Source organism: Pseudomonas sp. FP1742 (assembly GCF_030687145.1).
Taxonomy (GTDB): Bacteria; Pseudomonadota; Gammaproteobacteria; order Pseudomonadales; family Pseudomonadaceae; genus Aquipseudomonas; species Aquipseudomonas frederiksbergensis_D.
The window spans coordinates 5,496,133-5,512,113 of record NZ_CP117460.1; the positions used below are offsets into that span (position 1 = coordinate 5,496,133).

Consider the following 15,981-nt stretch of genomic DNA (forward strand, 5'->3'; position numbering starts at 1 on the left):
AGTCACGTTGATATCAGGGACGACAGGGAGACCGGTGATGGGTGAGGCATCGAATATCGAGCCATTGAAGTTCAATCTGTCAGATTTTAACGAAGACATGCTGCACACCATTCTGGAACTGGTCAGCGATGGCATCTGGGACTGGAACGCCAACACCGGGTTCGTCTACCGCAACCCCGGGTGGTACGAGATGCTCGGCTATACGCCTCATTCCCTGGATAACAACGTGTTGACCTGGGAAAACGTGATCCACCCCGATGATTATTCGCGGGTCATGGCGCTGTTTGATGACTACCTGGATCAGCGGGCTCCCGGTTATCAGGCCGAGTATCGCTGCCGCATGCGCGACGGCACTTACACCTGGATCGAAGATCGCGGCTACGTGCTGGCACGTAACGCCGATGGCTCGGTGGCGCGAATGATCGGCGCGCACCGCAGCATCGAAGACAAGAAACGCCTGTTCGAAGAACTGGAGCGACGTAATCAATCCCTGGAAGCCATCGTCGAAGAGCGCACTCGGGAGTTGTCCCGGGTCAATCAGCAGTTACAAATTCAACTCGAAGAAAACCGCAAACTGGCAGAAACCGATGTGCTGACCGGCATCGCCAATCGCTATCGACTGGAAAAAACCTTACCCAAGGAATGCGACCGCGCCCAACGCTTTCGCCAGCCTCTTTCGCTGATCGCCATGGACCTCGATGACTTCAAAAACATCAACGATCACTACGGCCACGCCCTGGGAGATGCAGCGTTGGTGCAAGCAATCGAGTGTGTGAAGCACTGCGTGCGCGAAGGCGATCTGTTGGCGCGCTGGGGCGGTGACGAATTCATCCTGATCCTGCCCAATACCTTGTTGGCCGACGCCAGGGCACTCGCTGAAAGAATCCGTCATGGCCTGTCGAGCCTGCTACCGGTCGGGGACTTTCAAGTGACCATGAGTTTTGGCGTGGTGCAGCGCTTTGAAGAAGAACAACAGACCGGGTTGCTGGCCAGGGCCGATCAGGCGCTGTATCGGTCGAAGATCGCGGGCAAGAATCTGATTTCGGGGTAAGGCGACGCCGCCCTGCCCGCCGTCTGCCTACATGCCCGCTTTCACCAACACTGGCTTTTCCTGATACCGATCCGGATACAACTGCTTCAACTGCGACACTTTCGGCAGATCATTGATCACGATGTAGGGGTACGTCGGGTGCTCGGTCAGGAAGTCCTGATGCTCCTCCTCCGCCGGGTAGAAACCGTTGTAGCTTTCCAGCTTGGTAACAATCGGTTTGTTGAACGAATGGGCGGCGTCGAGCTGAGTGATGTAGGCTTGGGCGACGCGTTGCTGTTCTGTGTTTTTCGGGAATAGCGCCGACCGATACTGAGTGCCTCGGTCCGGACCCTGGCGGTTGAGTTCAGTGGGGTTGTGGGCCACTGAGAAATAGATCTGTAGCAGGGTGCCGTAACTGACCTGAGCCGGATCGAAGGTCACTTCGACGGCCTCCGCATGGCCGGTATCCCCCTCGCTGACTCGCTCGTATTGAGCGGTGTTGGCTGCGCCACCGGCGTAACCGGAGACGGCGTTCTTCACCCCTTTGACATGCTGAAACACCCCTTGCACACCCCAGAAGCAACCACCGGCAAAAACCGCCGTTTCGCTGTGCGCCTGAGTGGTTTCATCGAGCGTCGGCGCCGGGATGACGACCGCCTCTTCAGCGCCTGCGAAAGAAAACGCAGAGCACTGGCCGATAATGCTGGCGGCAGCCAACCCCAGCAAGCTGCGACGCCAGTTGAATGGAGTTTTCATGGGTTGTCTCCTGAATGAATGGGGACGATCAACCAAAGGTAAACGCATACGCCGACACACCCGGATCGAGAAATTCGATGCTGAACGTCCGGTCCTTTACGCCTGCGCTCTGGCGCACCAGTTGATACAACCGCTGCTCGGTGACGCTGCCACTGCCATCAGGCGCCACGTCAATACCATGGGCATCGCCTGGGGGCTTACCGTCAATCAACACTTTGAAACGCACCGGTTTACCGTCAGCACCGGGCCCCAACACCAGATGCAGATCACGAGCATGAAAGCGATAGACGATACGACTGGCCGCCGCGTTTGAAACGGCCCGCTCCGGACCGACAGCCCATTGACCGTCCAGGCTCCAGTCATTGAGTGCCAGTTGTGACGGTGGGCTATAGGCCGTCGCCCTGTCAGGCACCAGGCCGGTTTCAGAGGCGAAATGCTCCGCCCGCCGGTAGCCGACATAGGTTTCGGGCGATTGCACCTCATTCATGTCCGGGGCGAGTTGAACACCCTGGGCGTTGGCATTGATCAGCCCGTCCGCGACTTTCGCCGCCCCCGCCTCTCGCAACAGTTGCTGAATCACCCGCTCGGATTCGGCGTACTTGCCTTCACCAAAGTGGTGATAACGAATGCGACCCTGAGCATCGGCAAAGTAATGGGCCGGCCAATATTCATTGTTGAAAGCACGCCAGACCTTGTAGTCATTATCAATGGCCACCGGGTAGGTGATGCCCAGATCCTTCATGGCTTTGGTGACATTGCCGACATCCCGCTCGAAGGCAAACTCGGGCGCGTGGACACCGATCACCACCAAACCCTGATCGCGATACTTATCGGCCCAGGCCTTTACATACGGCAGGGTCCGCAGGCAGTTGATGCAGGAGTAAGTCCAGAAGTCCACCAACACGACCTTGCCCTTCAACGCCTGGGCGGTGAGAGGGGGTGAGTTGAGCCATTGCACAGCGCCGTCCAGCGATGGAAGGTTGCCTTCAACCGGCAGTGCGCTCAGTGACCTCGCGGTCACTTTCATCGCGTCGCCAGCGGCCATCATTCTGCCGGCGGGTTGATCGCCGGCCCGTGGAATCTGCGCCAGCATCGCCCCGCTGTTGGCCGGAGTCTTACTGGCCAACCGGTTGACCAGCGCCTGTTCGATACCGCCGGTGGACGCCGTTGAAACCCGCGCCAGAATCCCGGTGTCCAGCCCCAGGGCAATCGCCACCACACCAACCAGCATCGCGGCGCCCAGGCCTCGACGCAGCCACTCGCCCGCGCCTATCGAGCGCTTCATTGCGGCGAAGACCTTACCGCCCAGCAGCAGTGCCGCGGCGAGAGAAGTGGCGGCACCGGCCGCGTAAGCCAGCAGCAACAGAGTGGTCGCGATGCTTGCCCCTTGCAGCGCCGCGCCGGTCAGCAGCAGGCCCAGAATCGGCCCGGCGCAGGGTGCCCAGAGCAGGCCCGTGGCGACGCCGATCAGGAATGAAGCGCCGGGACGCGGCCGGGCATCGGCGCCCGCGGCTTCCGACAGCCGACCGCCGGCTGCCACCAGTGGACGCGTCAGGCGTTCGGCCAACCGCGGCAGCAACAGCGTCAGCCCGAACAGTGCAACGAACAGCAACGCGAGCCAGCGACCGTACTGATTGACTTGCACCACCCAACCGCCGCCCACCGCCGCCAACGAGGCGACGAGCGCGAAGGTCAGCGCCATTCCCGCCAGCAACGGCAAGCCACTCTTCATGAACGGCTGCCCGGTGCGAGCGAAGACAAAGGGCAATACCGGCAGAATGCACGGGCTGACAATCGTCAGCACACCACCGAGATAAGCGAGGACCAGAAGCCACATAACGTCGACCTGCATCAAGTGAGTGAACGTAAATACCCATGAATCACGCCTGCGGCTTGAAGGTCAGCGCCAGGCCGTTCATGCAGTAGCGCAAGCCAGTGGGCTTTGGCCCGTCTTCGAAGACATGGCCCAGATGACCGCCGCAACGACGGCAGTGAACCTCTTCGCGCAGCACGCCGAAGGAGCGGTCCTGCCGGGTGGCTACCGCATTGTCCAGGGGGGCCCAGAAGCTCGGCCAACCGGTGCGACTGTCGAACTTGGTGTCGGAAGAAAACAACGGCAGATCACAACCGGCGCAGGCAAAAACGCCCTTGCGGTGCTCATTGTTCAGCGGGCTGCTGTAGGCCCGTTCGGTGCCCTCTTCGCGCAGTATTTCGTACTGCTCGGCGCTGAGCCTGGCGCGCCATTCGCTGTCGCTGTAAGTCACCTCGAAAACCTCCTGCGCGCGGGCTTCATCGACCAGCGCGACGCTTGCGGAAAATTTTGGCAATACACCTATCACCAGGGCTGCAGCCCCCAGCCCGCCGCTCGCTACAAGAAACTGTCGCCGTGAAAACATGGGCCTTCTCCAAAATTCCAGGTGCCTTGCATGGAACACAGCCTAGGCTTGAGTTGATCGCCAAATCCTCACGAGGAGTTAAATAATTCGTGATAACTCAACCTCAGGAAAACCCGCACAATGTGTTCATTGCGTCACAAAGGATCGAGCTCCATGGAACAGACCAAACGCGTGCTGGTGGTCGAGGACGACCTGCACATCGCCGACCTTATCTGCCTGCATCTGCGCGATGAGCAGTTCGAGGTGGTGCACTGCGCCGACGGTGATGAGGGCATGCGTCTGTTGCAACAAGGAAGCTGGGACGCACTGATCCTCGACCTGATGCTACCCGGCGTCGACGGCCTCGAAATCTGCCGCCGTGCCCGGGCCATGGCCCGCTACACACCGATCATCATCACCAGTGCGCGCTCCAGCGAAGTGCATCGGATTCTGGGGCTGGAGCTTGGTGCCGACGATTACCTGGCCAAACCGTTTTCCATGCTCGAGCTGGTGGCACGGGTCAAGGCACTGCTGCGACGGGTCGACGCCATGGCCCGCAACCTGAAAATGGACGCCGGCAGCCTGATCACGGACGGCCTGTCCATCGACCCGATCACCCGTGAAGTCGCCCTCGATGGCCAGCGCCTTGACCTCACGCCACGGGAGTTCGACCTGCTGTACTTCTTCGCCCGCCAACCTGGCAAAGTCTTCTCGCGCATGGACCTGCTCAACGCGGTGTGGGGCTACAGCCACGAAGGCTACGAGCACACGGTCAACACCCACATCAACCGCCTGCGCGCCAAGATCGAAGCCGATCCGGCGCAGCCGGCGCGCATCCTCACGGTGTGGGGCCGTGGCTACAAATTCGCAGCAAGCGGAGAGCAGCCATGAGGCTGACCCTGACTCAACGCCTGTCCCTGGTGTTCGCCGTGTTGTTGCTGGTGTGCTGCGGCACTTCGGTATGGATGCAGGTGCGCTCCAACCAGATGCATGAACTGGAAGTGGTGCAGGGTTTGTCGCGGGATCTGGCGCAACACATCGCCCACGACACCGTGCTGATGGACCGCAATGGCCCGATGCCCAATGCCGTGCGCGAACTGTTCAGCCAACTGATGCTGGTCAATCCCAGTGTCGAGGTCTATCTCTTGGACACAGGAGGCCGGATTGTCGGCAGCGCCGCGCCCGAAGGCCGGATACATCGGGAGCAGGTCGATCTGGTGCCGATCCAGCGTTTGCTAAAAGGCGAGGCCCTGCCGATTCTGGGCGACGATCCGCGCAGCGTCGACGGTCGCAAGGTGTTCAGCGCCGCGCCCTTGCGGGTCAACGGTCAGCCGGCCGGTTATCTCTATGTGGTGTTGCTCAGTGAAGAGCACGACCGCTTCGCCGAACGCGGTGCCACCAGCGCCGCGCTCAATACCGCATTGTTGTCCATTGGGCTGGTGGCGTTGCTGTGCCTGATTGCCGGCCTCACGGCATTTGCCCTGATCACCCGGCCATTGCGGCGCTTGACCGAGAAAGTCAGTCAGTTCGATATCAATGGCGTTCCGTCCGCCTCGCCAGAACCAGAGCCTGAACCGGTAGAAAAGGCCGCCAGCCACGATGAAATAGCGGTACTCGACGCGGCCTTCCGGCAGATGCAAGCGCGCCTCGGCGAACAATGGCGCTCGCTGACCCGTCAGGATCAGGAGCGTCGCGAACTGGTGGCCAACATCTCCCACGACCTGCGCACACCGCTGGCCTCGCTGCACGGTTACCTGGAAACCCTGTCGCTCAAGGACGCCACATTGTCCCCCGCCGACCGCCGTCGCTATCTGGGAATCGCTCTGGATCAGAGCCGCAAGGTCGGCGGCCTGGCGCAATCGTTGCTGGAGCTGGTGCGGCTGGAACACGGTTTCGTGCAACCGGTGCTGGAACGCTTCTCCCTGACCGATCTGGTGCAGGACATTTTCCAGAAATTCGAACTCAGCGCCGAAGCACGCCAGATCGAACTCAAGGCCACTTTCGCCCCCAACGCCACCGTGGCCTGCGCCGACCTGGGGCTGATCGAGCGGGTGCTGACCAACCTGTTCGACAACGCCCTGCGCCACACGCCCCCAGGCGGAGAAATCGAACTCAGCCTCCGCCCTCAAGGGTGTTTTATCGAAGTAACCGTCAGCGACACCGGCCCCGGCATCGCCCCCGAGTTACGCGAAGGCCTGTTCCTGCGTCCGTTCAACATTGGCGGCGCACGACGCGATGGGGGGCTGGGGCTGAGGATCGTGCACCGGATCCTGCAATTGCACGGTCGCGAGATCGAGCTGATCGACGTGCCCGGACGCGGTGCGACTTTTCGTTTTTCCTTGCCGGTGGATGAGCAAACGGCGGAGCAGTGGATGACTCGTTCGATGAATATGAATTCGATGGGGAAATAGTCGGTAGCCTCTGCCACGGCAGCAGCTATTATCCGGACCCTTCATTCCCGGCACGGATGCTACGTAATGCTCAACACCCTGCAAAACACCCCGCTGTGGGTTTATGCGATCTTTCTGCTGCTCTGTTACTACGGCGTCAAAGCCTTTTCCCCCACCCATGAAAGCAAAACGTCGTTGCTTGTCACCCCACCGCTTTGGCTCGGTTGGTCGTTGTATTCGCTGAACCTGACGCTGAGCCCTGAAATATCGATTGGCTGCTGGTTGGCCGCTGTCACTCTGGGCAGCCTCACGGCACTGGTTGTATTTTCGCGCAAGGGTATTGAGCTGGATGATCCGGAAACCGGGCTGATCGTACCGGGCACGGTTAAAACCCTGGTGTTCTACCTGCTGTTTTTTGCCGTGAACTATTACTTCGGCTATCAGGATGAGGTGTATCCGGAGTTAGCCGTCACAGTTGAGATGGTGCTGCTCAACGCTTCGGCGACGGGGTTTGTCTGCGGATTGATCAGCGGGCGGGCGGTGAAATTTTATCGGGTGCTACTGACACTCCAGGCAAAACGCCCGCAAATGTCAGCCGGCTAAAAGCTCTCTCACCAAAAATACTGACCAGCCACCTGTTCATCCGTGACAACGCAGCGCGGGTCCAATAGATTAGGCGGCCTGAAAAGGCCCCGTGCTTTCTCGCCTCAATCCAAGTTAGAGAAGTAGTGAAATTTCAATGTCCGATTCCAATACCGCTGAATCCGTAGTCACCTTGTCGTCCAAAGCGGAATACGAAAACTCCATCAATCTTTCACAACACGTGCCTCAGGCCAAGACCATCAGCGAGATGGTTCTGGACGCTTTTCAATCCACCCGGGAAAGCGACCAGATCCGCGAACTGCGCGCCGCGATTCGCCAGGCTCACGACAGCTTCGATGACGATAAAGCCTACGAATTGATGGGCGAACTCAAGCAATTGAAAGACGCCGAAGCGGCCGACATTGCGGCCCTGGAAGACCTGAGCAGCAAATTCCCGATCAGCCGTATTCTGTCCAGCTTCAAGGACGATCCGGCATTCCAGGAAATCGTTTATGGCCTGGCGCTGAAGGTGCTCAACCAAACTCACCAGGCCATCAGCAACCCGAGCAACGGCAAGAGCAAAGCAGCTCGCGCCAAGAAAGAAGTCGAAGTGTTCACCATCAGCAAGGACGGCATCAGCGTCACCCTGCCCCTGCGCACCCCGCGCTCGCGCCTGAACGTTGACCGTGAAGCGCTGGAATTCCTGGGCTTCACTTTCGTCGGCGAAGGTGAAGAAGCGGAGCTGGAAAGCGAGACGTTCCTGGACAATGCCGGGGCCGAACAACCGGTCAACCGAAAAAACATCATCACCGCGCTGCAGCAGCAGACCGCGTTCGACGGTTACAGCATCGCCGCGCAGTAACGCTAAACGCTGCACACAAAAATCCCCGCCATCGAGCGGGGATTTTTATTGCCTGCGCGCACGAGATTGGCACTCGGCTCAGGTGCTGCACGCCATCTCAAACCGCCCACAAAAACGGTTTAGCCCTGATGAAATCTTGTAGTTTCCATAAAGAGAAAACGATCAGACAAAGACCACTAGACCAATTCAATAGGCGAGTGCTTTTCCTTCCAGACAATGCCCTTCCAATAACATCGCCCCCCATTACGTACACCATCTGGCAGGCGAGACTGCCGACGAAAAAACCAGCGAGCGAAAGAGGCACGTTAACAGTCGCTTCGTCTGAGTGATTAGCGATGACATAAGAGGTGATTGCCACAATGGTCAACGGATTGCTCAGCGTTAACGCAAACACAGAGAAAAAGCCTGATTGGCGTGTGATGCTCATTGTCGAATCAGAGGACGCAGTGATCCTTATACCCAAATAGAAGAGATAGGCTATTGAGACAACTGTCAGAAGATCCAGATAGCCCAATACAAAGGTTTTGATCAGCGCTACCCCCATCAACGCGACTGCGGCATACAGAGCATCCGCCAGGGCTGCTCCGAACGCACCTGGTACGGCGCTCAATCGTCCATGCAAGATGGACTGCCTCAATATAATCAAGGCAATCGGCCCAAAGGTGATCGACAACACGATTGAAAATAATAGAGATCGCTGAAAATCCTGCACGTCCTTGCCCTCTGATTCCATTTCCCTTCACGATACTAATCCTGACCCGAGATGGTCATTCATCCCTGCCCGGCCCAGCTGAACCGTAGCGAGCAAAGCAGGTGCTGGCATTAGGAGACTTCCTAAATGCCATACTCCGTTTTCCTAAACAATCTGATCCTTCGCACAACCAAGAGTTATGCAAAAGGGGCTCGAGCTCAGAACCACCTGAATCGCCCCCAACAAAAAGCCCCGCCATTCTCTCGAAAGGCGGGGCTTTTCTTTACAACATCCGACGCTTAAGGCGCGTACGTCAGCAGCAACTCGCTCGGCACTTTGAAGTCCAGGGACATCATCACGCTCAACGCAGTAATGGTGAAGATCGAGAACACGAACAGCTTGCGTGCCCAGACCGTGTCATCCACTGCCTTGTAGCCGGTCCAGGCCATGTACAGCCAGTACATGCCCATGGCCGCGGCGACGGCGAGGTAGCTCATGCCGGCGTAGCCGCTGAAGGTCAGCATCAAGGTCGCCACGAGGAAGGCCAGGATGTAGAGCAGGATGTGCTTCTTGGCCACTTCAATGCCGCGCTTCACCGGCAGCACCGGAATCGATGCGGCCAGGTAATCGTTGAAGCGGAAGATTGCGATGGCGTAGGAATGCGGCATCTGCCACAGGCTGAACATCACCAGCAACGTCAGCGCGGCCATGTCGAAGTTATTGCTGACTGCGACGTAACCGATCACCGGCGGCATCGCCCCCGACAGACTGCCCACCAGCGTGCCGTGAACCGACTTGCGCTTGAGGTACAGGCTGTAGAAGCCGACGTAGATGACAAAACCGATCACCGCGAACAGCGCGGCCAACGGGTTGGCCACCTTGTACAACAACGCAACGCCGGCGACACCCAGGACGGTCGCATAAGCCAGGGCCAGTTTCAGGGAGATCAAGCCCTGGACCAGCACCCGGTTCTTGGTGCGCTCCATCTTCAGGTCGATGTCGCGGTCGATGCAGTTGTTGAACACGCAACCGGAGGCTACTACCAGGGACGTGCCGATCATCGCGGCCAGGAAGATGGCCAGATCGACATGCCCTTTGGAGGCCAGGAAAAATCCGCCTGCCACTGAAAGCACGTTACCGAAAATGATCCCCGGTTTGGTGATTTGGATAAAGTGCTTCAAGGACATCCGGACTTACCTCAGTGCGCCATCATGTTGGTGTGGATGCTGAACATGATCCACAGCGACAGGCCTACCAACAGGACGATTACGATCGCGGCGAAAACAAACGCAATCACGTTGTTACGCTGCGCTGCCGAACGGTCCAGGTGGAGGAAGTACACCAGGTGCACCAGCACCTGGATCACTGCGAAGGCCAGTACGATCCATAGGGTCAGGGCTTTAGGCAGCGACGGGTACATCACCAGGCCGAAAGGAATGACCGTCAGGATCACCGACAGAATGAAACCGATAGCGTAGGACTTGACGCTGCCGTGGCCGGCGTCGTGGCTATCGTGGGAATGAGCGTTAGCCATTTACATAGTCCCCATCAGATAAACAACGGTGAATACGCAGATCCACACCACGTCCAGGAAGTGCCAGAACAGGCTCAGGCAGCTCAGACGGGTCTTGTTGGTCGCCGTCAGGCCGTTTTTCTGCACCTGATACATCATGATCGCCATCCAGATCAGACCGCTGGTCACGTGCAGACCGTGGGTGCCGACCAGGGTGAAGAACCCGGACAGGAAGCCGCTGCGGCTAGGACCGAAGCCCTCGGAGATCAACATGTGGAACTCGTTGACTTCCATGCCGATGAAGCCGGCGCCGAACAGGAAGGTCAGGGCCAGCCAGCCCAGGACCTGGTTCTTCTTGCCCTTGAACAACGCCAGCATGGCGAAGCCGTAGGTGATCGAACTGAACAGCAGCAGAGCGGTTTCGCCCAGTACGTATGGCAGCTCGAAGATGTCGTGGCCCGACGGGCCACCCGCTACGTTGTTAACCAGTACCGCGTACGCCGCGAAGATCGACGCAAACAGAATGCAGTCGGTCATCAGGTAGAGCCAGAAACCGAATACGGTCATCTCGCCCGAGTCGTGGTGATGGTCATCATGCCCATGTCCATCGACATGGGTGTGTCCAGCATTGGTCACTAAGTTCGACATGGTTTAAGCCTGTTCCAACGAGGTTTCAACACGGGTGGCGGTGGCTGGAATTTTCCCGGCCGCTACCAGACGCTTGTGCTGCTCGGCTTCGATGCGCTCGATCACGTCGACCGGCACCATATAGCCTTGATCATCGCGTGCAGCGTGGATCACGAAGTAGCCCACGGTGCCAACCAGACCAACGATGGCCAACCACCAGATGTGCCAGATCATCGCGAAACCGAACACGGTCAACAGAGCACCCATGACCAGACCGGTCGCGGTGTTGTTTGGCATGTGGATCGGCTCGTACTTGGCCGGAGCCTTGTACGCGGTGCCGTTTTCCTTGGCTTCGGTGAACGGGTCGATGCCTTCTGCTTTTGGCAGCACGGCAAAGTTGTAGAACGGTGGTGGCGAGGAAGTCGACCATTCCAGGGTGTGGGCATTCCATGGGTCGCCGTGCTCGCACATGTTCTGCGGCAGCTTGCGGTCACGGATACTCACGTACAGCTGGATCAGCTGGCAGGCGATACCCGCAGCGATCATCACCGCACCGAACATGGCAACGTACAGGTACGGTACCCACTCAGGGTTGGTGGTGGCGTTCAGACGACGGGTCATGCCCATGAAGCCCAGTACATAGAGCGGCATGAACGCGACGAAGAAGCCGGAAATCCAGAACCAGAATGCTGCCTTGCCCCAGCCTTCGTGCAGCTTGAAGCCGAACGCTTTCGGGAAGTAGAAGCCGAAACCTGCGATGTAACCGAATACCGCGCCGCCGATGATCACGTTATGGAAGTGCGCGATCACGAACAGGCTGTTGTGCAGTACGAAGTCAGCACCCGGGATGGCCAGCAGTACGCCGGTCATGCCGCCGATGGCGAAGGTCACCATGAAGCCCAGGGTCCACAGAACCTGGCTGGTGAAACGCAGACGGCCTTGATAAATGGTGAACAGCCAGTTGAATAGCTTCACACCCGTCGGGATCGAAATCAGCATCGTCGCCAGACCGAAGAAGGCGTTGACGCTGGCACCCGAACCCATGGTGAAGAAGTGGTGCAGCCAGACCATGAAGCCCAGGATCGAGATCGCGCCCGATGCGTAGACCATCGAGTGGTGACCGAACAGACGCTTGCCGGTGAAGGTCGAGATGACTTCGGAGAAGATCCCGAACGCCGGCAGAATCAGGATGTAAACCTCGGGGTGACCCCAAGCCCAGAACAGGTTGACGTACATCATCGGATTGCCACCAAGTTCATTGGTGAAAATGTGGAAATCCATGTAACGGTCAAGCGTCAGCAAAGCCAGGGTAGCGGTCAGGATCGGGAACGAAGCCACGATCAGGACGTTGGCCCAGGTGCAGGTCCAGGTGAAGATCGGCATGTCCATCAGCTTCATGCCAGGGGTACGCATTTTCAGCACGGTGGCCAGGAAGTTGACCCCCGTCAGCGTCGTACCTAGCCCGGATAGCTGCAGCGCCCAGATGTAGTAATCCATCCCCACGCCCGGGCTGTATTGCAGGCCCGACAGCGGCGGATAGGCAACCCAACCGGTCTTGGCGAATTCGCCAACGCCCAGGGACAGGTTGATCAGCACCACGCCGGAAACCAGCAGCCAGAAGCTCAGGGAGTTCAGGAACGGGTAGGCAACGTCACGGGCGCCGATCTGCAGCGGCACTGCAAGGTTCATCAGGCCGGTGAAGAATGGCATCGCCATGAAGATGATCATGATCACACCGTGAGCGGTGAAGATCTGGTCATAGTGTTCAGGTGGCAGGTAGCCAGGCGAACCCTCGGTGGCCATGGCCAACTGGGTACGCATCATGATGGCGTCGGCAAAACCACGCAGCAGCATGACCATGGCGACGACGATGTACATCACGCCGATTTTCTTGTGGTCGACCGAGGTCAACCACTCGGTCCACAAATAGGTCCACTTCTTGAAGTAGGTGATTGCAGCGAACAGTGCCAGACCGCCGAGCGCGATCATGGCGATGGTCACCATCACGATCGGTTCGTGGAACGGGACCGCTTCCCAACTTAATTTACCAAACATCGTTTACTCCTCTGCCCCGGCAGCTGAATGCGAACTCATGTCCATCCCTTCCATGGCGGCCACTTCGTGCTCTTTCTTCTCGTGGTGCATTGGCTTGCCCGGTTTCATGCCTTCGTACTTGTCGACGATGATCTGGAACAGGTTCGGCGTGACCGAGGAGTAGAGCTCGACTGGGTTGTTCTGGCTTGGCTTGGAAAGGGCTTCGTATTCAGCTTTTTCAAGCTGTTTAGGTGCCTTTTTGACTTCGCTTACCCAGGCGTCGAAATCTTCCTGAGAAGTGGCGATAGCTTTGAACTTCATGCCGGTGAAACCCGCGCCGCTGTAGTTGGCGGAGATACCGTCCATTTCAGCGTTCTGGTTGGCGATCAGGTGCAGTTTGGTCTGCATGCCCGCCATCGCGTAGATCTGACCGCCCAGAGCAGGGATGAAGAACGAGTTCATCACGGCGTCGGAAGTGATCTTGAAGTTGACCGGGGTGTGCGCCGGGAACACGATCTTGTTGACCGTGGCAATGCCTTGTTCCGGGTAGATGAACAGCCACTTCCAGTCCAGCGCGACCACTTCAATGGTGATTGGCTTGACGTCGGATTCCAGCGGCTTGTAAGGGTCCAGTGCGTGGGTCGACTTGTAGGTGACGTAACCCAGGGCAATGATGATCAGTACCGGAATAGTCCACACCGCGATTTCGATCTTGGTGGAGTGGGACCACTTTGGCGTGTAGACGGCATTCGGGTTGGAAGCGCGGTATTTCCAGGCGAACAGGAACGTCATGACGATGACCGGCACGACGACCAACAGCATCAGCAGCGTTGCGGTGATGATCAGGTTTCGCTCATCCAGGCCGACCTGGCCCTTGGGATCGAGCAAGGTCATGTTGCAGCCTCCCAGCAACAACGTGCCGAGCAGCGGCAATAAGCCTAGTAGTCTGGGGTACCTGTTTTTACTCATCTCACGACCTCTAAAGCAGCTTGCGCAATGCAGTTGGGTTTTGATCGCCAACACTTCACCCTGCCAAGGGTTGGCATTTTTCTTGGATTGAATAAGGGCCTGCCCGTCGCGCGTCAGACGCGGTTCGACAATTGCTGGGCCTGCGGTGTGTTCTTATTCGAATTCGTGGTCAAGGGCCTTGTTACAGACCAATTCCATTTGGTGCGGATCGTCGGAAGGCACCGACAACGGGGAGTCGCATGAGGCCATCAGGCTTCTCGACTCCCTGTTCTACTCATGCACTTGAGTCAGTGTGAGCAGTGCCGGGAATTCAGTGCGGGCGATTGTAGATATGTAACGATTCATAAACCATGTCTCATCCCGAAATAATTTTTATCCGTTCCAGCAACAATCATTCACGGTTTTTGCAAAAGTGGGCCATGGTATCGAAATTAATTCTCAACAAAAACACCAAAAAATGTAGGTGTACCGTGCGAAGTTCAGACAGCTTCCAACGCTCTACACTCGCCATCGACCCAGCTCTACCCCCTATATGACAAGGGCTCTGGCGATTCGCCAAGGCCTGTTAAAACTGCCTGTTTCGGCTGGTTTGCGCAAAAAGCCGCGGTGGCTTGCAGAGCCCGTATTCGGTGCAAGATGGAGCCTCGATTCAACGCATTGAAAGGCGCTGTGACACTCAAGCTGTGACAACGTGTCGCACACCTGTCGCCTCCATAATTGTCGCGCATCAAGGTCCTTTCGCCGGGCCTCTGAACATGCAAAACGCCCCGACCTCTCAACAAGGACCGGGGCGTTTTTTTTGTTTCCTGCAACGGTACGCGAACAGACTCAGCGCAATGCTTTGCGGTTACGCCAAATGAGCAGCGGCACCAGCACCACGACCAGCACGAACGCCGTCAGCGCCCACTGCGCCAGGGACAAGCCAAGGATCGGCGGGTACGGCGTGGAGCAGAAACCGTCGACCTGGAAGCCCAGGGGGAAGATCTTCGCCAGCGGCAGACCGTCGACAATCGGCTGCAGCACATCGATGCCGCAGCTGACCTCCGGGTACAACTGGGTGTAGACATGATGCCCGGCCACCGCGACGCCCGCGATGGCGCTGATCACCACCAATGCCTCGAACAGCGTGATGCTGCGACGGGTGCGCATCGCCGCGCCGATAAACGCGAAGAGCGCGATCAGCAACAACGCGTAGCGCTGCAAGATGCACAGCGGGCACGGCGCCTCGCCCAGAGCCACTTGCATGTACAGCGCGCCACCGATCAATGCCAGGCAGATGATGCCCAGCAACACCAGATAGCGCCGTTCACGTCCCAACCGCATTGTTTCCTCGCTCATCGCGTATCCCTTCTGTGTCCGTGGATCAGCTCGCCGGCGGCTGCGCTTGCAGCTGCTGCATCAGGCTGATGTTGTCTTCGATATGCCAATTGGCCGCAATGCGACCGTTGTCGATCTGATAGATATCGGTTGCCCGGAAGTCTACACGCTGGCCCTGACCTTTGAGAGCCTTGAACGGACCGGTGAAATGCCCACGAAAGTGCAGATGCACCACCACCCGATCACCGGCGATGATCATTTGCTCGATCTCGCAGCTCAGGTCCGGCACCGCCGTGCGAAAGAACTTCGACGCCAATAACGGCCCGGTCGGCCCCTGAACCCGGCCTTCGGGCGGGGTCTTGTCGACGAACTGCTCAGACAAGGCCGCCTTGGCCAACGCCTCCTCCCCGGTGTTCCAGAAGCTGCCGTAACGCCGGGCGGCCAACTCCATGGCATCGCGCTGCGCCTTGGGCAGGCTCTGATCGACGATCAGGCTCTGGGGCTGGAGCAAGGCCGGTTCGGCAGAGGCAAACGGACTCGCCAGCAGCGCGGCGGTCAGGCTGAAGCCGGTCAGGGTTAAACGGCGGGAGATAGTGACGTGAGTCATGGGGCGATCCTGATCATGTAAACGAACGAGCGCCTATCATCAGCATCGGGGAATAAACGATAAACCGGTTAAGAACGGATTAACCTTTAAGCGTTTTTTACGAATCGGGACCGTGGTGCGGCCATTCGCGAGCAAGCCCGCTCCCACACTAGACCGCGTTATACGCAAATCAAATGTGGGAGCGGGCTTGCTCGCGAAGCAGGCGACTCGGTCTCCCGAGTCGCCGCA

16 protein-coding genes are annotated in these 15,981 nt (G+C 58.3%); 5 read left to right on the top strand and 11 right to left on the bottom strand.

Features of this window, described 5'->3' with window-relative positions; translation table 11 throughout:
- The first annotated feature begins 37 nt into the window (after nucleotides 1-37).
- Complete coding sequence (locus PSH64_RS24835) at nucleotides 38-1,051, top strand: sensor domain-containing diguanylate cyclase (protein ID WP_305478977.1); 1,014 nt, start codon at nucleotides 38-40, stop codon at nucleotides 1,049-1,051.
- A 27-nt stretch (nucleotides 1,052-1,078) separates the two neighbouring features.
- On the opposite strand, the gene msrA is transcribed toward PSH64_RS24835, so the two are convergent.
- Genes msrA through msrB form a run of 3 tightly spaced genes read right to left on the bottom strand, consistent with a single transcriptional unit; the run spans nucleotide 1,079 to nucleotide 4,182 of the window.
- Entirely contained in the window at nucleotides 1,079-1,786 is a 708-nt protein-coding gene (gene msrA, locus PSH64_RS24840; RefSeq protein ID WP_105347819.1) for a peptide-methionine (S)-S-oxide reductase MsrA, read from the bottom strand.
- Nucleotides 1,787-1,814: 28 nt separating this feature from the next.
- Nucleotides 1,815-3,623: a cytochrome c biogenesis protein DipZ gene (locus tag PSH64_RS24845; RefSeq protein ID WP_305478980.1), complete on the bottom strand. Its 1,809-nt coding sequence runs from the start codon at nucleotides 3,621-3,623 to the stop codon at nucleotides 1,815-1,817.
- Nucleotides 3,624-3,666: 43 nt separating this feature from the next.
- Nucleotides 3,667-4,182: a peptide-methionine (R)-S-oxide reductase MsrB gene (gene msrB / locus PSH64_RS24850; protein WP_305478981.1), complete on the bottom strand. Its 516-nt coding sequence runs from the start codon at nucleotides 4,180-4,182 to the stop codon at nucleotides 3,667-3,669.
- Between the two features lie 153 nt (nucleotides 4,183-4,335).
- Here msrB and PSH64_RS24855 point away from each other — a divergent pair, with 153 nt between their 5' ends.
- The 4 genes from PSH64_RS24855 (at nucleotide 4,336) to PSH64_RS24870 (ending at nucleotide 7,995) form a co-directional block, all read left to right on the top strand.
- Nucleotides 4,336-5,052: a response regulator transcription factor gene (locus PSH64_RS24855; protein ID WP_305478982.1), complete on the top strand. Its 717-nt coding sequence runs from the start codon at nucleotides 4,336-4,338 to the stop codon at nucleotides 5,050-5,052.
- The gene (locus tag PSH64_RS24860; protein WP_105347827.1) at nucleotides 5,049-6,572 is read left to right on the top strand and encodes a HAMP domain-containing sensor histidine kinase; all 1,524 of its coding nucleotides are present in this window, start codon (nucleotides 5,049-5,051) and stop codon (nucleotides 6,570-6,572) included. Before PSH64_RS24855 ends, PSH64_RS24860 begins: the two co-directional genes overlap by 4 nt.
- Nucleotides 6,573-6,638: 66 nt before the next feature.
- Nucleotides 6,639-7,154: a hypothetical protein gene (locus PSH64_RS24865; protein WP_105347829.1), complete on the top strand. Its 516-nt coding sequence runs from the start codon at nucleotides 6,639-6,641 to the stop codon at nucleotides 7,152-7,154.
- 136 nt (nucleotides 7,155-7,290) lie between these two features.
- Nucleotides 7,291-7,995 (top strand): hypothetical protein, encoded by a 705-nt coding sequence (locus PSH64_RS24870; protein WP_305478983.1) that lies wholly within the window; start codon nucleotides 7,291-7,293, stop codon nucleotides 7,993-7,995.
- Nucleotides 7,996-8,092: 97 nt separating this feature from the next.
- On the opposite strand, the gene PSH64_RS24875 is transcribed toward PSH64_RS24870, so the two are convergent.
- The 8 genes from PSH64_RS24875 to PSH64_RS24910 all read right to left on the bottom strand — a co-directional run bounded on the left by PSH64_RS24875 (nucleotide 8,093) and on the right by PSH64_RS24910 (nucleotide 15,753).
- Nucleotides 8,093-8,728: a LysE family translocator gene (locus PSH64_RS24875; protein ID WP_019582328.1), complete on the bottom strand. Its 636-nt coding sequence runs from the start codon at nucleotides 8,726-8,728 to the stop codon at nucleotides 8,093-8,095.
- Nucleotides 8,729-8,985: 257 nt separating this feature from the next.
- Complete coding sequence (gene cyoE / locus PSH64_RS24880; protein WP_305478984.1) at nucleotides 8,986-9,873, bottom strand: heme o synthase; 888 nt, start codon at nucleotides 9,871-9,873, stop codon at nucleotides 8,986-8,988.
- 11 nt (nucleotides 9,874-9,884) lie between these two features.
- The gene (gene cyoD / locus PSH64_RS24885) at nucleotides 9,885-10,220 is read right to left on the bottom strand and encodes a cytochrome o ubiquinol oxidase subunit IV (RefSeq protein ID WP_008025399.1); all 336 of its coding nucleotides are present in this window, start codon (nucleotides 10,218-10,220) and stop codon (nucleotides 9,885-9,887) included.
- Nucleotides 10,221-10,847: a cytochrome o ubiquinol oxidase subunit III gene (locus tag PSH64_RS24890; protein ID WP_019582330.1), complete on the bottom strand. Its 627-nt coding sequence runs from the start codon at nucleotides 10,845-10,847 to the stop codon at nucleotides 10,221-10,223.
- A gap of 3 nt (nucleotides 10,848-10,850) precedes the next feature.
- On the bottom strand, nucleotides 10,851-12,881 hold the full coding sequence (cyoB, locus tag PSH64_RS24895) for a cytochrome o ubiquinol oxidase subunit I (RefSeq protein ID WP_105347834.1): 2,031 nt from the start codon (nucleotides 12,879-12,881) through the stop codon (nucleotides 10,851-10,853).
- Nucleotides 12,882-12,884: 3 nt separating this feature from the next.
- Nucleotides 12,885-13,829, bottom strand: a complete 945-nt coding sequence (gene cyoA / locus PSH64_RS24900; RefSeq protein WP_105347837.1) for a ubiquinol oxidase subunit II — start codon at nucleotides 13,827-13,829, stop codon at nucleotides 12,885-12,887.
- Between the two features lie 828 nt (nucleotides 13,830-14,657).
- The gene (locus tag PSH64_RS24905) at nucleotides 14,658-15,167 is read right to left on the bottom strand and encodes a disulfide bond formation protein B (RefSeq protein WP_105347841.1); all 510 of its coding nucleotides are present in this window, start codon (nucleotides 15,165-15,167) and stop codon (nucleotides 14,658-14,660) included.
- A gap of 25 nt (nucleotides 15,168-15,192) precedes the next feature.
- Complete coding sequence (locus tag PSH64_RS24910) at nucleotides 15,193-15,753, bottom strand: ester cyclase (RefSeq protein ID WP_305478985.1); 561 nt, start codon at nucleotides 15,751-15,753, stop codon at nucleotides 15,193-15,195.
- Between the last annotated feature and the right edge of the window lie 228 nt (nucleotides 15,754-15,981).

Bases quoted from the DNA above. Each gene is read 5' to 3' on its own strand.
- PSH64_RS24835 (WP_305478977.1), top strand. From the start codon at position 38: ATGGGTGAGGCATCGAATATCGAGCCATTGAAGTTCAATCTGTCAGAT.
- msrA (WP_105347819.1), bottom strand. From the start codon at position 1,786: ATGAAAACTCCATTCAACTGGCGTCGCAGCTTGCTGGGGTTGGCTGCC.
- PSH64_RS24845 (WP_305478980.1), bottom strand. From the start codon at position 3,623: ATGTGGCTTCTGGTCCTCGCTTATCTCGGTGGTGTGCTGACGATTGTC.
- msrB (WP_305478981.1), bottom strand. From the start codon at position 4,182: ATGTTTTCACGGCGACAGTTTCTTGTAGCGAGCGGCGGGCTGGGGGCT.
- PSH64_RS24855 (WP_305478982.1), top strand. From the start codon at position 4,336: ATGGAACAGACCAAACGCGTGCTGGTGGTCGAGGACGACCTGCACATC.
- PSH64_RS24860 (WP_105347827.1), top strand. From the start codon at position 5,049: ATGAGGCTGACCCTGACTCAACGCCTGTCCCTGGTGTTCGCCGTGTTG.
- PSH64_RS24865 (WP_105347829.1), top strand. From the start codon at position 6,639: ATGCTCAACACCCTGCAAAACACCCCGCTGTGGGTTTATGCGATCTTT.
- PSH64_RS24870 (WP_305478983.1), top strand. From the start codon at position 7,291: ATGTCCGATTCCAATACCGCTGAATCCGTAGTCACCTTGTCGTCCAAA.
- PSH64_RS24875 (WP_019582328.1), bottom strand. From the start codon at position 8,728: ATGGAATCAGAGGGCAAGGACGTGCAGGATTTTCAGCGATCTCTATTA.
- cyoE (WP_305478984.1), bottom strand. From the start codon at position 9,873: ATGTCCTTGAAGCACTTTATCCAAATCACCAAACCGGGGATCATTTTC.
- cyoD (WP_008025399.1), bottom strand. From the start codon at position 10,220: ATGGCTAACGCTCATTCCCACGATAGCCACGACGCCGGCCACGGCAGC.
- PSH64_RS24890 (WP_019582330.1), bottom strand. From the start codon at position 10,847: ATGTCGAACTTAGTGACCAATGCTGGACACACCCATGTCGATGGACAT.
- cyoB (WP_105347834.1), bottom strand. From the start codon at position 12,881: ATGTTTGGTAAATTAAGTTGGGAAGCGGTCCCGTTCCACGAACCGATC.
- cyoA (WP_105347837.1), bottom strand. From the start codon at position 13,829: ATGAGTAAAAACAGGTACCCCAGACTACTAGGCTTATTGCCGCTGCTC.
- PSH64_RS24905 (WP_105347841.1), bottom strand. From the start codon at position 15,167: ATGAGCGAGGAAACAATGCGGTTGGGACGTGAACGGCGCTATCTGGTG.
- PSH64_RS24910 (WP_305478985.1), bottom strand. From the start codon at position 15,753: ATGACTCACGTCACTATCTCCCGCCGTTTAACCCTGACCGGCTTCAGC.